This window comes from Streptomyces sp. NPDC088910 (assembly GCF_044749865.1).
Taxonomy (GTDB): domain Bacteria; phylum Actinomycetota; class Actinomycetes; order Streptomycetales; family Streptomycetaceae; genus Actinacidiphila.
This window is the reverse complement of the sequence record NZ_JBIVIV010000008.1, coordinates 1-16,487: the sequence shown is the minus strand read 5'-3', so window position 1 is coordinate 16,487 and position 16,487 is coordinate 1. Positions and strand designations below refer to the sequence as shown.

The 16,487-nt window shown below is 72.6% G+C and carries 9 protein-coding genes, 1 tRNA gene and 2 pseudogenes; 2 read left to right on the top strand and 10 right to left on the bottom strand.

Annotated elements, in window-relative coordinates; genetic code table 11:
- Window positions 1–39: 39 nt before the first annotated feature.
- The 5 genes from ACIP4Z_RS19450 to ACIP4Z_RS19430 all read right to left on the bottom strand — a co-directional run bounded on the left by ACIP4Z_RS19450 (window position 40) and on the right by ACIP4Z_RS19430 (window position 8,599).
- Entirely contained in the window at window positions 40–1,611 is a 1,572-nt protein-coding gene (locus tag ACIP4Z_RS19450) for an amino acid permease (RefSeq protein WP_401309552.1), read from the bottom strand.
- Between the two features lie 43 nt (window positions 1,612–1,654).
- Window positions 1,655–4,729 carry an FG-GAP repeat domain-containing protein gene (locus ACIP4Z_RS19445; protein ID WP_401309549.1) on the bottom strand — a complete coding sequence of 1,025 codons (3,075 nt, stop codon included), beginning with the start codon at window positions 4,727–4,729 and terminating at the stop codon, window positions 1,655–1,657.
- Window positions 4,730–4,941: 212 nt separating this feature from the next.
- Window positions 4,942–7,254: a DEAD/DEAH box helicase gene (locus tag ACIP4Z_RS19440; RefSeq protein WP_401309546.1), complete on the bottom strand. Its 2,313-nt coding sequence runs from the start codon at window positions 7,252–7,254 to the stop codon at window positions 4,942–4,944.
- A gap of 230 nt (window positions 7,255–7,484) precedes the next feature.
- The gene (locus ACIP4Z_RS19435; RefSeq protein WP_401309543.1) at window positions 7,485–8,039 is read right to left on the bottom strand and encodes a hypothetical protein; all 555 of its coding nucleotides are present in this window, start codon (window positions 8,037–8,039) and stop codon (window positions 7,485–7,487) included.
- A gap of 209 nt (window positions 8,040–8,248) precedes the next feature.
- On the bottom strand, window positions 8,249–8,599 hold the full coding sequence (locus ACIP4Z_RS19430; RefSeq protein WP_355336196.1) for a metallopeptidase family protein: 351 nt from the start codon (window positions 8,597–8,599) through the stop codon (window positions 8,249–8,251).
- A 113-nt stretch (window positions 8,600–8,712) separates the two neighbouring features.
- On the opposite strand from ACIP4Z_RS19430, the gene ACIP4Z_RS19425 reads away from it, so the two are divergent.
- Window positions 8,713–8,788, top strand: a tRNA-Glu gene (locus ACIP4Z_RS19425).
- A gap of 87 nt (window positions 8,789–8,875) precedes the next feature.
- On the opposite strand, the gene ACIP4Z_RS19420 is transcribed toward ACIP4Z_RS19425, so the two are convergent.
- The 5 genes and pseudogenes from ACIP4Z_RS19420 to ACIP4Z_RS19400 form a co-directional block, all read right to left on the bottom strand.
- On the bottom strand, window positions 8,876–9,901 hold the full coding sequence (locus ACIP4Z_RS19420; protein ID WP_355336188.1) for a hypothetical protein: 1,026 nt from the start codon (window positions 9,899–9,901) through the stop codon (window positions 8,876–8,878).
- A 102-nt stretch (window positions 9,902–10,003) separates the two neighbouring features.
- On the bottom strand, window positions 10,004–11,296 hold the full coding sequence (locus ACIP4Z_RS19415; protein ID WP_355336186.1) for a transporter: 1,293 nt from the start codon (window positions 11,294–11,296) through the stop codon (window positions 10,004–10,006).
- A gap of 139 nt (window positions 11,297–11,435) precedes the next feature.
- Window positions 11,436–12,047: pseudogene (locus ACIP4Z_RS19410) on the bottom strand (hypothetical protein); the annotation flags it as partial.
- Window positions 12,044–14,281, bottom strand: coding sequence for a hydantoinase/oxoprolinase family protein (locus ACIP4Z_RS19405; protein ID WP_401309539.1), 2,238 nt, complete (start codon window positions 14,279–14,281; stop codon window positions 12,044–12,046). The pseudogene ACIP4Z_RS19410 and the gene ACIP4Z_RS19405, both read right to left, overlap by 4 nt.
- Before the next feature lie 111 nt (window positions 14,282–14,392).
- Entirely contained in the window at window positions 14,393–16,003 is a 1,611-nt protein-coding gene (locus ACIP4Z_RS19400; protein ID WP_355336180.1) for an FAD-dependent oxidoreductase, read from the bottom strand.
- Window positions 16,004–16,211: 208 nt separating this feature from the next.
- On the opposite strand from ACIP4Z_RS19400, the pseudogene ACIP4Z_RS19395 reads away from it, so the two are divergent.
- A pseudogene (locus ACIP4Z_RS19395) lies at window positions 16,212–16,487 on the top strand (hypothetical protein); the annotation flags it as partial.

The window sequence follows — 16,487 nt, the reverse complement described above, 5'->3', positions numbered from 1 at the left end:
TCATGGGCGGTCCAGGCGGCGCCTGGCGCCGGACAGACCCTAGGGCTGGGGGGTGTCCGTGGGGCGGCGGAGGAACCAGTGGCGGGCGGAGACGAGCCACCAGGTGGTGGCGAAGCCGAGGACGACGAGGACGGCGATGGGGGCGTAGTTGAAGGTCTTCCAGGTGATGGGAGAGAGCTGGGGGAGCATGAAGAGGACGGTGATGAGGGCGACCCAGGCGACGGCGACGACGCCGATGGGGCGGGACCAGCGGCCGAGGTGCCAGGGGCCGGGCTCGAAGGCGGGGCCTTTGCGGAGGCGGAGCAGGGTGGGGATGACGTAGGCGATGTAGAGGCCGATGACGGCGATCGAGGTGACGGCGGCGTAGGCGGTGGCGTTGATGAGGTACGGCAGGCCGAGGCAGAGCGCGCCGGCCGCGGCGAGCCAGACGGCGGCGACGGGGGTACGGGTGCGCGGGCTGACGGTGCGCCAGACGCGCGAGTAGGGCAGCGCGCCGTCGCGTGAAAAGGCGTAGATCATACGGCTGTTGGCGGTCACGGACGCCATGCCGCAGAAGAGCTGGGCGCCGATGACGACGAGCAGCAGGAGTTTGCCGCTGGTCGCGCCGAGCGCGTCGAGCAGGATCTGCGCGGGCGGCGCGCCGGTCGGTGAGCCCAACTCGGCGTCGTACGACTGGATCGCGAAGGTGAAGCCGAGCAGCAGAACGAAGCCCGCGATCCAGGACGTCCAGATGGAACGGACGATGCCGCGCGGACCGGCGGTGGCGGCGTCGTGCGTCTCCTCGGTCATGTGCGCGGAGGCGTCGTACCCGGTGAAGGTGTACTGCGCCATCAGCAGGCCGATCAGCACCACGTAAATGCCGCTGCCGAAGCCGGTGTTGTTCACGTAGTGCGTGAACACGAAGCTCGCCGAGCGGTGGTGGTCGGGCACGAAGGCGAGCGCGCCGACGATCAGGCCGACGCCGAGCACGTGCCACCAGACGCTGACGTTGTTCAGGACGGCGACGATCCGTACGCCGAAGGTGTTGAGCAGGCCGTGCAGGAGCAGGATCGCGGCGTAGAGCAGGATCGTCCGGCCGGGGCTGACGCGGAAGTCGAACTGGAGGTTCAGATACGCGCCCAGGAACGACGCGGCGCCGAAGTCGATGCCCGCGGTGACGGCGACCTGGCCGAGGACGTTGAACCAGCCGGTGAACCACGCCCACGCGGCGGCGCTGCGCTCCGGGGCCAGCCGGTGCGCCCAGAAGTACAGGCCCGCGGACGTCGGGTACGCCGAACAGATCTCGGCCATCGCCAGCCCGACGACCAGCGTCATCAGGCCGACCCCGACCCAGCCCCAGGTGATCAGGGCCGGACCGCCGGTGTTCATCCCGAACAGGTACAGCGTCAGACAGCCGGACAGCACCGAGATGATCGTGAACGAGACCGCGTAGTTCGAGAACGCCGACATCCGGCGCGCCAGATTCTGCGTGTAGCCGAGCTGCGCGAGCCGCTCCTCGTCCGACACGGACGAGGAAACGGACGAGGAGACGGGAGAGGAGACGGAGGAGGAGACGGGAGCGGAATCCGGGGGTACGGAAGAGGCGGAGAGAGGGACGTCCTCAGGTGTCATGCCCCAGGCTTCCCGCACCCAGGGCATGACATGCACGCGTCGTCTAGTACAGGGCTTTCACCATGCTCCTCGGCCCCCCGAGGCTCTTCCGCGGCGCGAACGTCCCCTTGCCGCTGCCGTCGTAGCGGTACAGAACGCCGGAGGCGTCGGCGGCGAGGACATCGTTGCGGCCGTCCTGGGAGAGGTCGCCGATGCCGACGATGTCCTTGTAGATCTGCCAGCCGGCGCCGATCCGCACGCGCGGCGCGAAGGTGCCGCGGCCGGAGCCGTCGTAGCGCCACAGCACGCCCGCGGTGTCACGGGCGAGAAGGTCCGCCACGCCGTCGCCGTTGAGGTCGTTGGCTCCGACGATCTTGTTGAAGATGTTCCAGCCGGGACCGATCCTGACCCGCGGGGCGAAGGTCCCGCGTGACGTGCCGTCGTACCGCCACAGCACGCCCGCGGCGTCCCGGGCCACCGCGTCGGGGAAGCCGTCCCGGTTCAGGTCGCCCGGCGAGACGATCGCGTTGTAGATGTTCCAGCCGGGACCGATCAGGACGGACGGACCCGAGATGTCGGGAAGGGTCCCGTCCGACCGGCCCGGGAGGCGGCGCAGTTCACCGGAGGTGGTACGGATCAGCAGGTCGTTGATTCCGTCTCCGTCGGCGTCACCGGTCGGGACGAGCAGCGAGCCCTTGCCCCAGCCCGCGATGCGCAGCGGGTACGGCGTGAAGTCGCCCTTCTCCGTGCCCCGGAAGACGGTGTCGAGGTTCGCTTCGACGCCCGTCAGGAAGAGGTCGGGGAAGCCGTCCTTGGTGTAGTCGTGCGGCACGGGCGCGCCGTGCTGGGCGAACTGCGTTCCCCCGTCGAAGGCCAGGTCGGGGCCCTGACCGTCGGCGGGCCTCGCGGTCACCTCGCTGCGGTACAGCCCGTCGGGCACGGCGACGCCGGCGTCGGTCCGCTCGTCCCAGTTCGCCGCGAGGTGGTACTCCCGTACCGCCCCGAAGCTGCGGGTGGCGACCCGCGCGCCGGTCACCTTCCGTATGTAGTCGACCTTCCACGAGCCGACCGGCCTGCTCGGGTACCACGCTCCCCCCGCCCCGACGTTCTCCAGCGGCGAGCCGGGCACCCCGGTCCCGAGGACGTGGAAGGTGCCCGCATCGTCCGCCCAGGCCACGCCGCCGCCGAACCGGTCGACCGTCCAGTGCCAGCCGCGGTCGTCGGTGAGCGAGGCCGCCGGAAGGTCGGCGATCGTCCGGTCGGGGCCGGCGGCCGTACCGCCGTGGAAGTCGTTCAGCACCAGGTGGTCGCCGATGTGGCGCACCAGGTAGCCGTCGCCCAGCAGCGCGGTGCCGCTCGGGAGCGCGACGTTCTTGTTGGCGGTCAGGTCGTACGCACCCGCCGGGCCGGTCGGGCCGCAGGACCAGTACAGCCAGCGTCCGGCGCTCTGCAACTCCGTCGGAACGCAAGGGGCGTTGGTCACCACGGTCCGCTTCGGGCCGTGTCCGAACTCGCGGATCACATCGGCGGTCAGCACGCCCTTGGCGGCAGTGGGCCGCCACAGGATGTCGCCGCGCACAGTGGCGGCGGAAAGCGGCTGGTCGACCGGTGTGTGGTTCGAGCTGTTGTTGTCGAAGACGTAGAGCCGCGCGGGAGTGCCGCTGGCGTACGCGACGTAAGGGCCCCAGGCGTCGACCAGTCGGCCGCCCTTGCCGGGGGTCGTACGCGGGCCGATCGTGTCGTAGCCGCCGTCCGTGACGGGACCGGTGGAGAGATAGCTGAGTTGCTGACTGCCGCCGAAGAGCCGGACGCAGGACGAGCCGGGCTCGCAGGGGACGGCGGTTGCGGCGACGGCGCCCTTCGGGACCGCCGGGCCGGTGGGCAGGCCATCGGCGAGGCCGAGTTCCTGGCTGTAGAGATTCCGGCCGAGCGAGCCGTCGTAGCGGGCGGCGGCCGTGGCGTACCGCACCACACCGCGGTCCATCGTCATGCCGTCGACCCGTACCGCGGCGGGGCTCATGGGCAGGACGGGAACGCCCGTGCCGATCGGCCCACCGTCCGCCGCGAGCACCCGTACCGCCCAGTCGGCGGCGTCCGCGCCGCCCTCGACGAGCGCGCGCCCGTCGCCGGTGGCGAGCAGGCGGCCGGTGGAGCGCGGCAGTACGGTCACCGGCGCGCCGCCTGCAAGCGGTACGGCCACGACCGGAACGCCCCACGGCGTGAGGGTGTCGGTCGGCGTCGCGGTCGCGGTCGGGGCGTCGGAGACCAGGGCGGAGTCGCCGACCAGGCTCACGGACCGCCGCGTCGACTGCGCCTGGGCGGGAAGCGTGGCGGTCGTCCGCGGGCCGCCGAGGTCGTCCCGGCCGACGGACCGGATGGTGGAACCGTAGTACCAGGCAAGCCTGTTGGGCGTGAGCAGGAGCATGGGGTGGGCGGTGCCGGTCTGAGCGTCGCCGAGGGCGTGGAAGGCGGCGGCGGCCAGATCGACGTAGCCGATGTGGAGCGCGCCCGACGGCATGCGGTAGGTGAGCACCGCGCCCCGGTCGTCGCCGCCGTCCACGCTGAAGACGTTGACATCGTCCGGCAGGGCCACCGCGGTGTCGGTCGTGGCGTCCCCCGCTCGCTCGCCCGCGCGCAGGATGTGCAGTCGCCAGGTCCCCGCCGTACGGTCGCCCGAATCGGTGAGTGCGGCGCTGCCCGCCATCGCCCGGAAATTCTGCCCGGCCGGGATGGCGATCTCCGATGTGCCGCCGTCGGCCATGTCCCGCAGCAGCAGGCGCTTGCCGCCGTTCGCCGTGTTCAGTGTGGTCAGGATGTCGCTGCCCATGGACACGCGGCTCGCGGTGACCCAGTCGTTGGCCACCGGCGGCACCTCGGTGGACGAGCCGTCCGCGTAGCGCGTCCAGAACTCGTGCTCACCGTCCTGGGACTTGCGCAGCACGCCCGACGCGCCCGCGAAGACGGTCCGGGCGTCGGGGGACCACGGCACCGCCGCCTGGAACGACGTCGGAGCGCCGCCCGCGGGTACGTCGGCCGCCGCCGCGGTGGTCACCGTCCCGGTCCCCGCCCCGAACGACACGGCCAGAGCGAAAGTGGCGAGCGCGGCGAGAGCACCGTGCGCGCGGGGGCGTTGTGCCACCCGTTCCTCCTGAGGTCATCAAGAACACGGCATGGCGGGACCCCGGCCTGTCCGGCCGCGTCAGCGCACTGCGGTGAAGCCCCCCAGCCCCCCGGCTGTACCCCCCATGCAAGTGACCGCACTCTAACACTCGCCCCACCTGCGCAAACAGGCCCGCCCGGTGTGCACATGGCACACCGGGCGGGCCCGTTCTGCGGCTGAGCGGTCAGCGGTCAGCCGTTGCGCTTCCAGCGGGGCTTGCGGTCGTAGGAGGAGCCGGCGGCCGGGGCGGCGCCGGGGGCGCGGCGGTCGTCACGGTTGCCGTACGAGGGACGCGAGTCGCGGTCGCCGTAGGAGGGGCGGCTGTCGCGGCGGTCGTACGAGGACGACGTGGACGGACGGCTGCTGTCGCGGCGGTCGCGGTTGAAGGGGCGGTCGCGGTCGTCGCGGCTGTTGTACGCGGGACGGCGGTCGTCACGGTTGCCGTACGAGGGACGCGAGTCGCGGCTGTCGCGGCTGGTGTACGGGGTGGACGGACGGCCGCTGCGCTCGCCGTACGAGGGGCGGGAGTCACGACGGTCGTCGCCGCGGCGGTCGTCACGGTTGCCGTACGACGGACGGCTGTCACGGCGGTCGTCACGGTTGCCGTCGCGGTTGCCGTACGACGGACGGGAGTCGCGGTTGCCGTCACGGTTGCCGTACGACGGGCGGCTGTCACGGCGCTCGTCACGGTTGCCGTACGAGGGACGGTCGTCACGGTTGCCGTACGACGGGCGGCTGTCGCGACGGTCGTCACGGTTGCCGTACGAGGGACGGGAGTCGCGGTTGCCGTAGGACGAACGGTCGTTGCGGCGGTCGAAGTTGCCGCGGTCGTCGCGGCGGTCCTCGCGCTGCTCCGGCACGGGGGCCGGGGCGGCGGCGGCCAACGCGGCGGCCTCGGCGGCGAGTTCGGCGGCCTTGGCGGCCACCGCCTCCTCCGGGTCCTCGCCGCGCTCGCGGGCCGAACGGGCGGTGAGGCGGTCGGCCTCCTCGCGCAGTTCGGTCGCGCGGCGCTGGAGCCGCTCCAACTGACGCGTGACGTCCGCGACTTCGCGCTCCGCCTGGAGAGCGGCGTTCTGTACGGCGTCGGCCTGGACGTCGGTCAGCGAGCGCGCGCCGGTGATCTTGGCGACGTCCTCGTCGAAGACGCCCGCGCCGCCGATGATGTGGCGCGAGGCGTCGACGCCCGCGTCCTCCATCAGCCGGAAGATCTGCTTGCGCTGGTGCGGCAGGGCGAGCGAGACGACCGTGCCGGACTCGCCCGCGCGGGCGGTACGGCCCGAGCGGTGCAGGTAGTCCTTGTGGTCGGCGGCCGGGTCGACGTTGAGCACCAGGCCGATGCCGTCGACGTGGATGCCGCGGGCGGCGACGTCGGTGGCGACCAGGACGTTGACCTGACCGGCCTTGAAGTCCTCAAGGGTGCGGGTACGGGCGCCCTGGGTCATGCCGCCGTGCAGCGCGTCGGCGCGGACACCGGCCTCGATGAGCTGTTCGGCGACGCGGTCGGCGCCCATCTGGGTGCGGACGAAGATGATCGTGCGGCCCTTGCGGGCGGCGATGGCGGCGGTGACCGGCGCCTTGTCCTTCGGCTTCACGACGAGCACGTGGTGGCTCATGGTGGTGACGGCGCCCTGGGCGGCGTCCACCTCGTGGGTGACCGGGTCGACCAGGTAGCGCCGGACGAGGCTGTCGATCTCGTTCTCCAGCGTCGCGGAGAACAGCAGGCGCTGGCCGCCCGCCGGGATGAGGTCGAGGATCTCGGTGACCTCGGGCAGGAAGCCCATGTCGGCCATCTGGTCGGCCTCGTCGAGGACCGCGATCTGCACCTGGTCGAGCACGGCGGAGCCGCGGTTGATCAGGTCGCGCAGCCGGCCGGGGGTGGCGACGAGGACGTCGACGCCGCGGTCCAGCGCGTAGATCTGGTTCTGCATGGACGTGCCGCCGCAGACGACCTTCATCTTCAGGCCGAGGACGTCGCCGTACGGCTGGAGCGCGTCGGCCACCTGCATGGCCAGCTCGCGGGTCGGGGTGAGGATGACGCCGCGGGGGCGCTTGCGCTCGGTGTGGCCGCCGGACAGCAGGGTCAGCAGCGGCAGGCCGAAGGAGAGCGTCTTGCCGGAGCCGGTACGGCCGCGGCCCAGGATGTCCCGGCCCGCCAGCGCGTCCGGGATGGTCGCGGCCTGGATCGGGAAGGGGGTGGTGACGCCGTTCTGCGCGAGCTTGCGGACGATGCCGTCGGCGAGGCCGAGGTCGGCGAAGGTCACGGTGGGCTCGGCGTCGGTGTCGTCCTCGGCGTCGGCCTCGGCCTCGGTGTCCGCGTCGATGACGTCGGCGATGCCGGTGGTGATGCCGGTGTCGAGGACGTCGGTCGCGTCGTCGGCGCCGGTGATGTCGGTGATGTCGGTGTTCTCTGCGGTGTCGGCGGTGGTGATGTCCACCACGTCCGCTACGGCGAGGATCTCGTCGTTCTCGGGCATGACGGAACGGTCGGCACTGTCAATGGACATGCTGAAGCTAAACCTCTCGGAGACTTACGGCACGCGCCAGCTCCGTAGGTTGCTTACAACCGCCTCGATGCGGTCAGCCACAGGAGAAAAGGAACGCGCCACGCGGCGCACATCGGATCAGGCGCCAGGCAGTGGGATCAAACGATCTACCAGCATACGCATCTGTCGGCGCCTTTGCCAATCGCCTTTCGGACCGGGCGCTGACCAGCGGCGATACCGCCACGATGCGGTCAGCGGTCGCGGCGGTCCCCGCGCCGTTCGGCGCTCGGGTCGGGCGACCCGCTGGGGTCGGAGCTGGGGCTGGCGGTCGGCGGGTCGGTGGTCGGCGGCGCGGTCGGCGCGTCCGTCGTCGGCTGGCCGGTCGGCTGGGAGGCCGTCGGCGAGGGCTGGGCGGTCGGCTGGGGCGCCGAGGTGCCGTCGGACGCGGTCGGTACGCCGCCGGGTCCTGCCGGGCCGCCGCCCGCGCCGCCCGCCCGGGGCGTCGCGGGGGCCCGCGTGTCGCCGGGCGAGGCCGTACCGGTGACGGACGGGGACGGGGACATCGGGCCGCCGCCGCGGTGCGGGTCGCCCGCGCCCTGCGGGACCCGCGAACCGTCCGCGACGGTCCCCGCGCTCACGCCGGGCGCGTGCTTCGGCGCCTTGGGGTCGGACTCGCTCCCCGCGCTCACGCACGCCGCGACCCCGGCGGCCACCAGCGTGACGAGGACGGCGGACCGCAGCCCCGTACGGACGGCTCGGGCCCGGTCGCGGCGGGGGTCGCGGGGGCGGTCTGGGGCAGGGAGCACGTGTACGCACCTCGGGCTCGGTACAGGCGGACGCGTACGGTCGTACGGTCGTCGTACCGCCGCACGTCCGTACGCACCGGTCGGCGGTCGGATCGCCGTGTCCAACGCCGCGCCTCCCGCCAGGACACGCCCCGCGTCCCTGGCGTCACCCGTGGCGCGCAGCCGGGCCGCCGCCCGCGGCCGTCAGCGCGAAAGGGCCCCCGAAACCGTCATCCGTACCCCAGGGCGTGCAGCCGCTCGTCGTCGATGCCGAAGTGGTGGGCGATCTCGTGCACGACGGTCACCTCCGTCTCGGCGACGACCTCCTCGCGCGTGGCGCACATCCGCAGCGTCGGGCCCCGGTAGACGGTGATCCGGTCCGGCAGCACCCCGGCGTACCACTCGCCGCGCTCGGTCAGCGGCGTCCCCTCGTACAGCCCGAGCAGGTCCGGCTCCCCCGGCGCGGGCTCGTCCTCCACGAAGACCGCCACGTTGTCCATCAGCCGGGTCAGCTCGCCGGGAATCCGGTCGAGCGCCTCCCCGACCAGCTCTTCGAACTCCTCACGCGTCATCTCCAGCACGCTGCCCATTGTCCGCCACCCCGCCGCGAAAAGCGTTTTGGCGAACCCCCGGCCCATCCCATATGCTGCACCCGTCCCCGACGTGCGCCTCGGCGCCCACGGTCGGCCATCCAGCCCTCATCGTCTAGTGGCCCAGGACGCCGCCCTTTCAAGGCGGTAGCACGGGTTCGAATCCCGTTGGGGGCACCACAGATCTCGGTCCGACGAGTCCGGCCCCGGCGCGATGTGCGTCGGGGCCGGGCTCGGTTCGGGGTGGGGGCGGGTGGGGGGCGGGGGTCAGCCGCGGGCTACGGCGATTTTGCCGGCCAGGCGTTCGCCGGACTCGTAGACCATGTAGGGGACGCCGTTCTCGGTGCCGAAGCTGGGGGCGGCGCTGCGGCCGTTGTCGGGGGCTCCGTCGGAGGAGTTGAAGAAGACGCCGAGGTGCTTGCGGAGGCTGAAGTCGTTGCCGACCTCGGTGATCATCAGGTCGCCGCCGTGCGCCTTGTCCTTGTTGTAGGTGACGTACGCGCTGCCGTCGCGGGTGAGCAGGTGGGGGCCGCCGACGTCGCCCGCGCCGACGTCGGTGTGGCGGATGAGGGGCGTCTGGGAGAAGGTCCAGTTGCGGGCGTCCGCCGACCAGCCCCAGCCGATGTCACGGTGGTTGGTGGTGTTGTTCAGCATGAACAGCATGACGAAGTGGGCGTTCTTCGCGGGGAGTTCGTGGGCGAAGACCCGGGCGTACGAGGTCTCGGTGGTGCCGGACGGCAGCATCGAGGTCGACAGGACCACCTTGTCGTACGTGAAGTGGATGCCGTCCTTGGAGCGGGCGAGCCGGGTCGTGGTGTTCTCGCCGTGGAAGTAGAGCCACATCTCCTTGGCGCCTTCGACCCATATGACGTGCGGCGACGAGACATGGCTGACCGAGTAGTGGGGCGACCACGTGCGGGAGACGACCGGGTTGCCCGCGTACTCCGTGAACGGGCCCTCGATGTGGTCGCCGTAGGCGAGGCAGACGCCGCCGGGGGCGTCGTGCGGCGCGTAGTAGAGGTAGTAGCGGCCGAGCGGCGCGGTGAGGCGGCCGACCGTGCCGCGTATGCACGGGAAGATGATCTCGCCGGTCGGGTTGTACGCGAGCTGAGACGGCGTCAGAAGGGTCTTGACGTAACGGTAGTCGGGGAATCCGCCGGGGGTGGCGGCCGAGGCCGTCGCCGTGCCCGCCGTCGTGCCCACGGCGAGGGCGGCGGAGGTGGCGACGGCCCCGCGCAGGATGACGCGACGGCTCGGGCTCTGCGGACTCTGCGGGTTCTGCTGCTCTGACATGGGGAACTCCGTCCCGGAGGGATGTCGGAAAGGGCAGAAGTACGGGAAGTGCGGGAAGCGGAAAGGAAGTACGGGACGTACGAAGGAACGCGGACGAGCCGCTCAGAGGTACTGCACGGCCGTGACGCAGAAGCCGCCGAGCGCGACGCACCAGACGTACGGCAGCGTGCGGACCATCACCGTCTGCGGGGTGACGCCCGCGTACTGAGCGGCCCAGACCGTCTGCGTACTGGTCGGGTCGGCGACGCCGAAGACCTGGTTGTACGAGGTGGTCAGGCCGAGGACGGCGATCGCCGGATACACGCCCGCGGCGATCAGGACCCCGGCGATGCCCGCGCCGAGACCGAACACGTTCAGCGGCCCGCGGTAGAGGCACAGCGGCACGAGCACGGTGAAGACCAGGACGAACAGCACGGCGTTCTGCGGGCTGACGGCCTTCACCAGCGGTTCGAGCGCGTCGACCGCGCCGGGCAGTTTCACCGCGGCCAGCAGGATGCCGATGGAGATGAAGAGCGTGATCGGCGGCGCCGCGACCTCGAATCCGGCGTAGAGCGTACGCAGCAGCCGCTTGTTCATCTCGCGCGGCCGGGTGGTGGTGACCAGGGCGTAGAGCACGCCCGCCAGCAGCGACGGGATGATCGCGATGTCGAAGCCGAGCGCGAGGATCAGCGGCACGGCGGGGGTGAACAGCGCGTACCAGGGCGCGTCGCCGAGCTGCTTGCGGCGCGTGCCGGAGTTCGGCCCGGGCCGCTCGGCCACCGACTTGAGGGACCAGGAGTGCTCGACGCCCTTGCGGCGGTTCTCGATCAGAACGAAGAGGACCGCGGCGACCAGCGCGAACGGGAACAGCTTGATCATGAAGCCGCGCACGGTGTGCACGGGCAGTTCGAGCGCCGTGGAGAAGAACTGCCAGACGGGCAGTTCGAACGGCATGCCGGCGGCGATGCCCATCAGGATCGTGCCCGCGGCGGTGGCCTTGGGGATGCCGACGGCGATCATCGCGGGGATGCCGATGATGCCCGCGAGCATCGCGGCGGGCGCCGAGCCGGTGACCGTGCCGACCAGCGTGGAGACGGCCAGTACGCCGAGCGCGACCACCACGGGCCGGTCGCCGCCGAATTCGACGATCTTGCGGACGAGGGTGCCCGCGATGCCCGTCTCGTCCAGCAGCTTGCCGAGCCACGACCCGAGCAGGATCGCGATCATGGTGGCGGCCAGCGCCGGGGCGCCCTCCTGGAGCACCGTGTCCAGCACGCTGTTCTTGCCGGTCAGCGGCGCCCCGGAGACCAGGGCGATGGCGACGGCCAGCAGGATGAGCGCGAAGGCCGTGGGGAGCTTGCGGGTGAGCATCGCGGCGACACCCGCCGCCATGATCAGCAGAATGACGACACCCATGGCGTCACTTCTCTCTTCCGTGCGGTGTGCGTCTCCGCGGGGTACGTGTTTGCGGGGTACGTCTCCGCGGGGTCCGTGTTTGCGGGGTACGTGTTTGCGGGGTACGTGTTTGCGGGGTACGTGTTTGCGGGGTGGTCGCCCCAGGGGCGCGTGTCTGCGGCGACGCGGTCACCCACTCGGCGAGCGCCGCCGTCAGCAGCAGCGGACTGCGGCCGAGACCGCAGACCGTACGGGCGTACGCGTGCGCCGCGATCTCGTCGGCGCCGGCGACGTGCCCGTACCAGCGGCGGCTGCCGAGCCGCAGCACGACATGGCCGAGCGCGCGCCTCAACTCGGCCTTGGCCGGCCCGTGGTGGAGCCGCGCGTGCGCGGCCTCGTGGGCGACGGCCGCGGCGCGGACGGAACCGGCCGGGTACCAGTCGCGCCAGCCGAGCCGCTCCGCGAGGCCGTCGGCCGCCGCGATCGTGTCGGTGAACAGCTCGATGGCGTCGGGCCGCGAGGTGTAGCGCGCCAACAGGCCCATTTCCAGGCCGCCGTCGCTCTCCACGACGTCCGCCGCGCAGGCGACGGGTGCGAGCGCGGCACCGAACTCGGCCGCCGCGCGGGCCCATTGACGCAGCAGCGCGGGGTCGCGGCCCTCGTGGGTCGGGGTGCCCGCGAGCAGCCGCACGCCGAACTCGACGTCGTCCAGGTCGGCGAGGCGGCGCAGCGCGGCCAGGTCGGGCGTACGGGTCAGGACGGATGCCGTCATGTCCGTGCCTCCACAACGGCCACCACCGGCTCGTCGGCAGCGCGGCTGCTCAGTTCGCTGCGGGCGAGCGCGAGCAGCGACTGCGGTTCCACGACGCCCGACAGGTCGGAGATCCGGGACCCGATGAGCAGCCGCAGCGCGGGCGCGCGGACCCCGCCGTCGCCGTACGAGGTGACCTCGTCCACGAGCGTGGCGAGGACTTGGGGCGCGGCGCCCGCCGTGGTGGTCTCGACGCGGGCGTCGGGCGAGTGCAGCCGGACCACTCCGTCGGCGTCCACGACCCGCACGGGGTGGCGGGTGGCGCGGTACCGGCGGCGCAGCTCCGTGCCGTACACGGTGTGCGAGGGCGTGCCCGCGAGCACCCGCACCTCGGCGGGGTCGGCCTTGAGGCTGGCGGCGGCGGCGCGCAGCCGTTCCCCGTCGTCGGCGCGGTGGGCCCGGTCCTGGGTACGCAGTTCGGTGGCGCCGGTGGCGACCGCGCGTACGGTGCTGGTCTGCGGGTCGACGGTGACCTCGACCTCGACGCCGTCAGCGGCGGCGCCCTGGGCGACGACCGCGCGTTCCGCCTCGGCCCGTACGGCCAGGATCTGTTCCTGTCCGGCGCCCGGGATGATCCGCTCGATCTGCTCGCGGACCAGCGCGAGGGCGACCCCGATGGGGCTGATGACCTCGCTGTGGGCGGCGATCCTGCCCTCGCGTTCGCAGACGACGGCCAGGTGCGGTGTCACGGACGCGGCGCCGCCGCCCCCGCCGACCAGGACGGCGTTGTCCTTGTCCAGGCGGTACTCGGAGATCAGGGTGTCGACCACGGCCTTCACCTGGGCCGTACCGGCGTCGAGCACCTGGGTCGCGGCGGTGGCGACGTCCACGCCGAGCGCGGCGGCCAGCGGCGCCAGCGCGGCCTTGGCCGTCTCCTGGTCCGAGCGGGCGAAGTCGCCCTCGGGGACCCGGCCGAGCGCGTTGGCCGCGCAGGTCATGGTGATCGCGAACCGGCCGCCCGCGGCGTCGAGGACCGCGTAGTCGGCGGGGTCGTCGGCGAGCGGGCTGACCGTGGCGAGCGTGGCGTCGCGCAGGTCGTCGGGGTCGGCGAAGCAGGCGTACGGCAGGCCCGCGATGTGGGCGCTGCGCGGTCCGACCGCGGTGACCTTCCGGCCGGAGCCGCCGGTCCCGCCGGAGCCGCCCGTCCCGCCGGAGCCGCCGGAGCCGCCGGTCCTGCCCGTACCGCCCGTACCGCCCGTACCGCCCGTACCGCCCGTACCGCCGCTGATCCTGACCATGGACCCGCCGCCGACGCCGACCGTCCGCACGTCGAGCGCGGACAGATAGGACGTCTTGCCGAGGATCGTGGCGTGCCGGACGGCGACCTTGCCGCGCCGTACGACGCTGATGTCGGTCGAGGTGCCGCCGGTCTCCAGGAACAGGCCCTCGCTGATCCGCTCCTGCATCAGGGCGCCCGCGACGCCGGCCGCGGGTCCCGACAGGACGGTCAGCAGCGGCCTGCGCCGCATCTCGTCCAGCGACATCACGCCGCCGTCGCAGCGCATCACCATGAGCGGGGACGTGACGCCCGCCTTGGTGATGGCCGCGTCGACCAGGTCGGCGGTGGCGAGCATGCGCGGCAGGATCGCGGCGTTGACCACGGCGGTACGGGTCCGCTTCTGGAGCCCGTACAGCGAGGTGATCCCGTGGGCCGCCGTCATCGGCAGGCCCTTGCCGCGGGCCGCTTCGAGCACGGCCTCCTCGCCCTCGGGGCGGTCGACGCTGAACGGCTGGCTGGCGACGAGGACTTCGGCGCCTTCCCGTACGACCTCGTCGACGGCCCTGCGCACATCGGCCGCGTCGTCGGGGTCGGCGACATGGGCGTAGTGCAGCGGGAGCCGCTTGCCGGGGGTGAGTTCGAGGTTGCGGAAGGACGCGAGCCGACGGGTGAACGCGGCCCCCGGACCCGTACCGATGCCGATCAGGCCGACGGTGGCGACGTCACCCTCCAGGAGGGCGTTGGTAGCCTGGGTCGTACCGTGGGCCAGGAAGGCGACGTCCTCAGGGGCGTTCCCGGTCTGCTCCAGCAGGCGGTCGAGCGCTTCGACGATGCCGTGGGCTACGCCGTCCTCGTGGTGGTGGCTGGTGGGCACTTTCACCTGCCCCCGGAGTTCGAGGGTCGCGGCGTCTACGGCCACGGCGTCGGTGAAGGTCCCGCCCACGTCGATGCCGACGCGGATACGGTGGGTGGTCATGGTCTGGGCACCTCCTTGTGCAGTGTTGGCGAATACGCGGGCGGTGGGCCGGGCGGGGCAGGTGGAGCTGCTTCCGTCCGGCCGTTCTCCCTTGGGGGCGGCAGGTCCTGCTCAGTAGCCGCGCACGTCGGGCCAGTGGCGCTGGATCCCGGCGCGGTCGAGCACGGCGGCGAACGCGTCGAACCGCTTGTCCTCGGCCTGGACCCGGTGCGGTTCCACGCCTTCGGCGAGGCAGTGGGCGGCGAGGGCACCGGCGACCTCGCCGATGTTCCACTCCACCGGGTGCAGCCGGTAGCAGCCGTTGGTGATGTGGGTGGTGCCGATGTTCTTGCCCGCGGGCAGCAGATTGCGGACCCTGCGCGGGATGAGCGCGCCGAGCGGGATCTCGAACGGCACCGAGCCGATGTCGATGTAGTTGTCACCTCCGGTGGACGGGTGCAGGTCGATGCGGTAGCCGCCGACGCCGACCGAGTCGCGGTACGTGGTGCCGCCGTGCGGGCCGACGAGGTCGATCGCGAGGTCCTGCTCGGTGATGGTGGTGACGGCCTTGATCCGGCGGGACTCGCGGACGTACGGCGCCTTGGCCAGGCCGTCCGCGGTGCCGGTGATGTCGGGGCGGAGCCTGAGTCCGGGGAAGCCCTTGCCGCCGTCGGCGCGCGGCGCCTCGGTCTGGAGCCAGTACAGGACGGACAGCGACAGCTGCCGCGCCTCGGCCACGGCCTGGGCCGAGGTCTCGGGGCCCGCGCCGATCAGCGGCTTGAGCCAGTAGTCGTTGAGCGGCCAGTTGACGAGCGTGATGTCGGAGTCGAAGGCGCCGGGCCGGTGCAACCGGCGGGCCAGAATGCGGCGGAAGCCCCACAGCTCCTTGTCGCCCGCGTCCTCCGACTGGTCGGCGTTGACGTCGAGCGGGTCGAGGTCGGGGTTGGGGACGAAGGTGCGCGGCACCGCTTCGAGCGTGCGCGGGTCGGGGGCGAGGAAGCCGAGCAGCGGGCCCGGCCAGAAGTCGGGGCGGTAGTCCCGCCAGAACTCGTAGTCGGCGGGCTTGTCGATGGTGTGGTCCTCGCCCTCGTGGTGCGAGAGCGCGAAGCACACCGTGATGCCCTGCTGGTTGAGCGGGTCGGCGGTCTCCGGGGCGTGCGGCTCGCCGAATTCGTCGCGCGACTCGGCGCCGACGGCGTGTTCGACACCGGCCAGCTCCAGCAGTTCGCCGGTCTCGGTCGCGTCGATCACGTACCGCGCCGCGATGGTGCGGCGGCTGCCGTCGCGCAGGCTCTCCACCGTGACGGACCGTACGGTGTCGTCCTCGGCCGCCGCCGCGACCGGGCGGTGCTCGGTCAGCAGCGTGAGGCGGCCGGACGCGAGGTGCGGCGCGAGCATCGACTCCAGCACGGCGAGGCCGACGCGCGGCTCGTGGCAGAGCTTGCTGACCCGTCCGGCGCCGGGGTTCAGCTCGGTGAGGGCCAGCGCCTCCGAGCGCATCGGGTACCACTGGCGGTAGTACGACCTGATGGATTCCCGCAGGTGGCGGTACGAGGCGGTGGTGCCGAACTGTTCCACCCACGGGTGCTCGTCCGGCGGGACGGCCTGCGAGGTGAGCTGGCCGCCGATCCAGTCGGTCTCCTCGGTCAGTACGACGCCGCGCCCGGCGCGGCACGCGGCGAGTGCCGCCGCCACGCCGCCGAGGCCGCCGCCGACGATGAGAATGTCCGGTCCGGGTTTCACGAGTCTCCTTGAGGTGGTGCGTACCGCCTGCGGCGGTGCTGTCGAAAGATTGCGCGGTGCGTCGGATGACGGCTCTGCCCGGTACCCCGGACCCTCCGGCGTCCGGTTCGCCGAGGACGCCCTACGGCCACGTGCCCTGACGCCGACCGGCCGCGGGGCTCTCGCCCGTTAAGGGCTCCGCCCCCAAAGACCCCGGCCCCCCGGGGCGATGGCTCGCGGCGAGCAGTCCGCCGAGCACCGGGCCACCGGTGCGTGGGCCCACGGCGAGCGGGCCGCCGAGCACCGGGCCCCCGGCGCGAGGGCCCACGGCGAGCGGGCCGCCGAGCACCGGGCCCCCGGCGCGAGGGCCCACGGCGAGCGGGCCGCCGAGCACCGGCCCCCCGGCGCGAGGGCCCACGGCGAGCGGGCCGCCGAGCACCGGGCCCCCGGCGCGAGGGCCCACGGCGAGCGGGCCGCCGAGCACCGGGCCCCCGGCGCGAGGGCC

Excerpts from the sequence above, each read along its gene's own strand:
- ACIP4Z_RS19415 (WP_355336186.1), bottom strand. The coding sequence starts at position 11,296 with ATGGGTGTCGTCATTCTGCTGATCATGGCGGCGGGTGTCGCCGCGATG.
- ACIP4Z_RS19450 (WP_401309552.1), bottom strand. The coding sequence starts at position 1,611 with ATGACACCTGAGGACGTCCCTCTCTCCGCCTCTTCCGTACCCCCGGAT.
- ACIP4Z_RS19440 (WP_401309546.1), bottom strand. The coding sequence starts at position 7,254 with ATGTCCATTGACAGTGCCGACCGTTCCGTCATGCCCGAGAACGACGAG.
- ACIP4Z_RS19405 (WP_401309539.1), bottom strand. The coding sequence starts at position 14,281 with ATGACCACCCACCGTATCCGCGTCGGCATCGACGTGGGCGGGACCTTC.
- ACIP4Z_RS19420 (WP_355336188.1), bottom strand. The coding sequence starts at position 9,901 with ATGTCAGAGCAGCAGAACCCGCAGAGTCCGCAGAGCCCGAGCCGTCGC.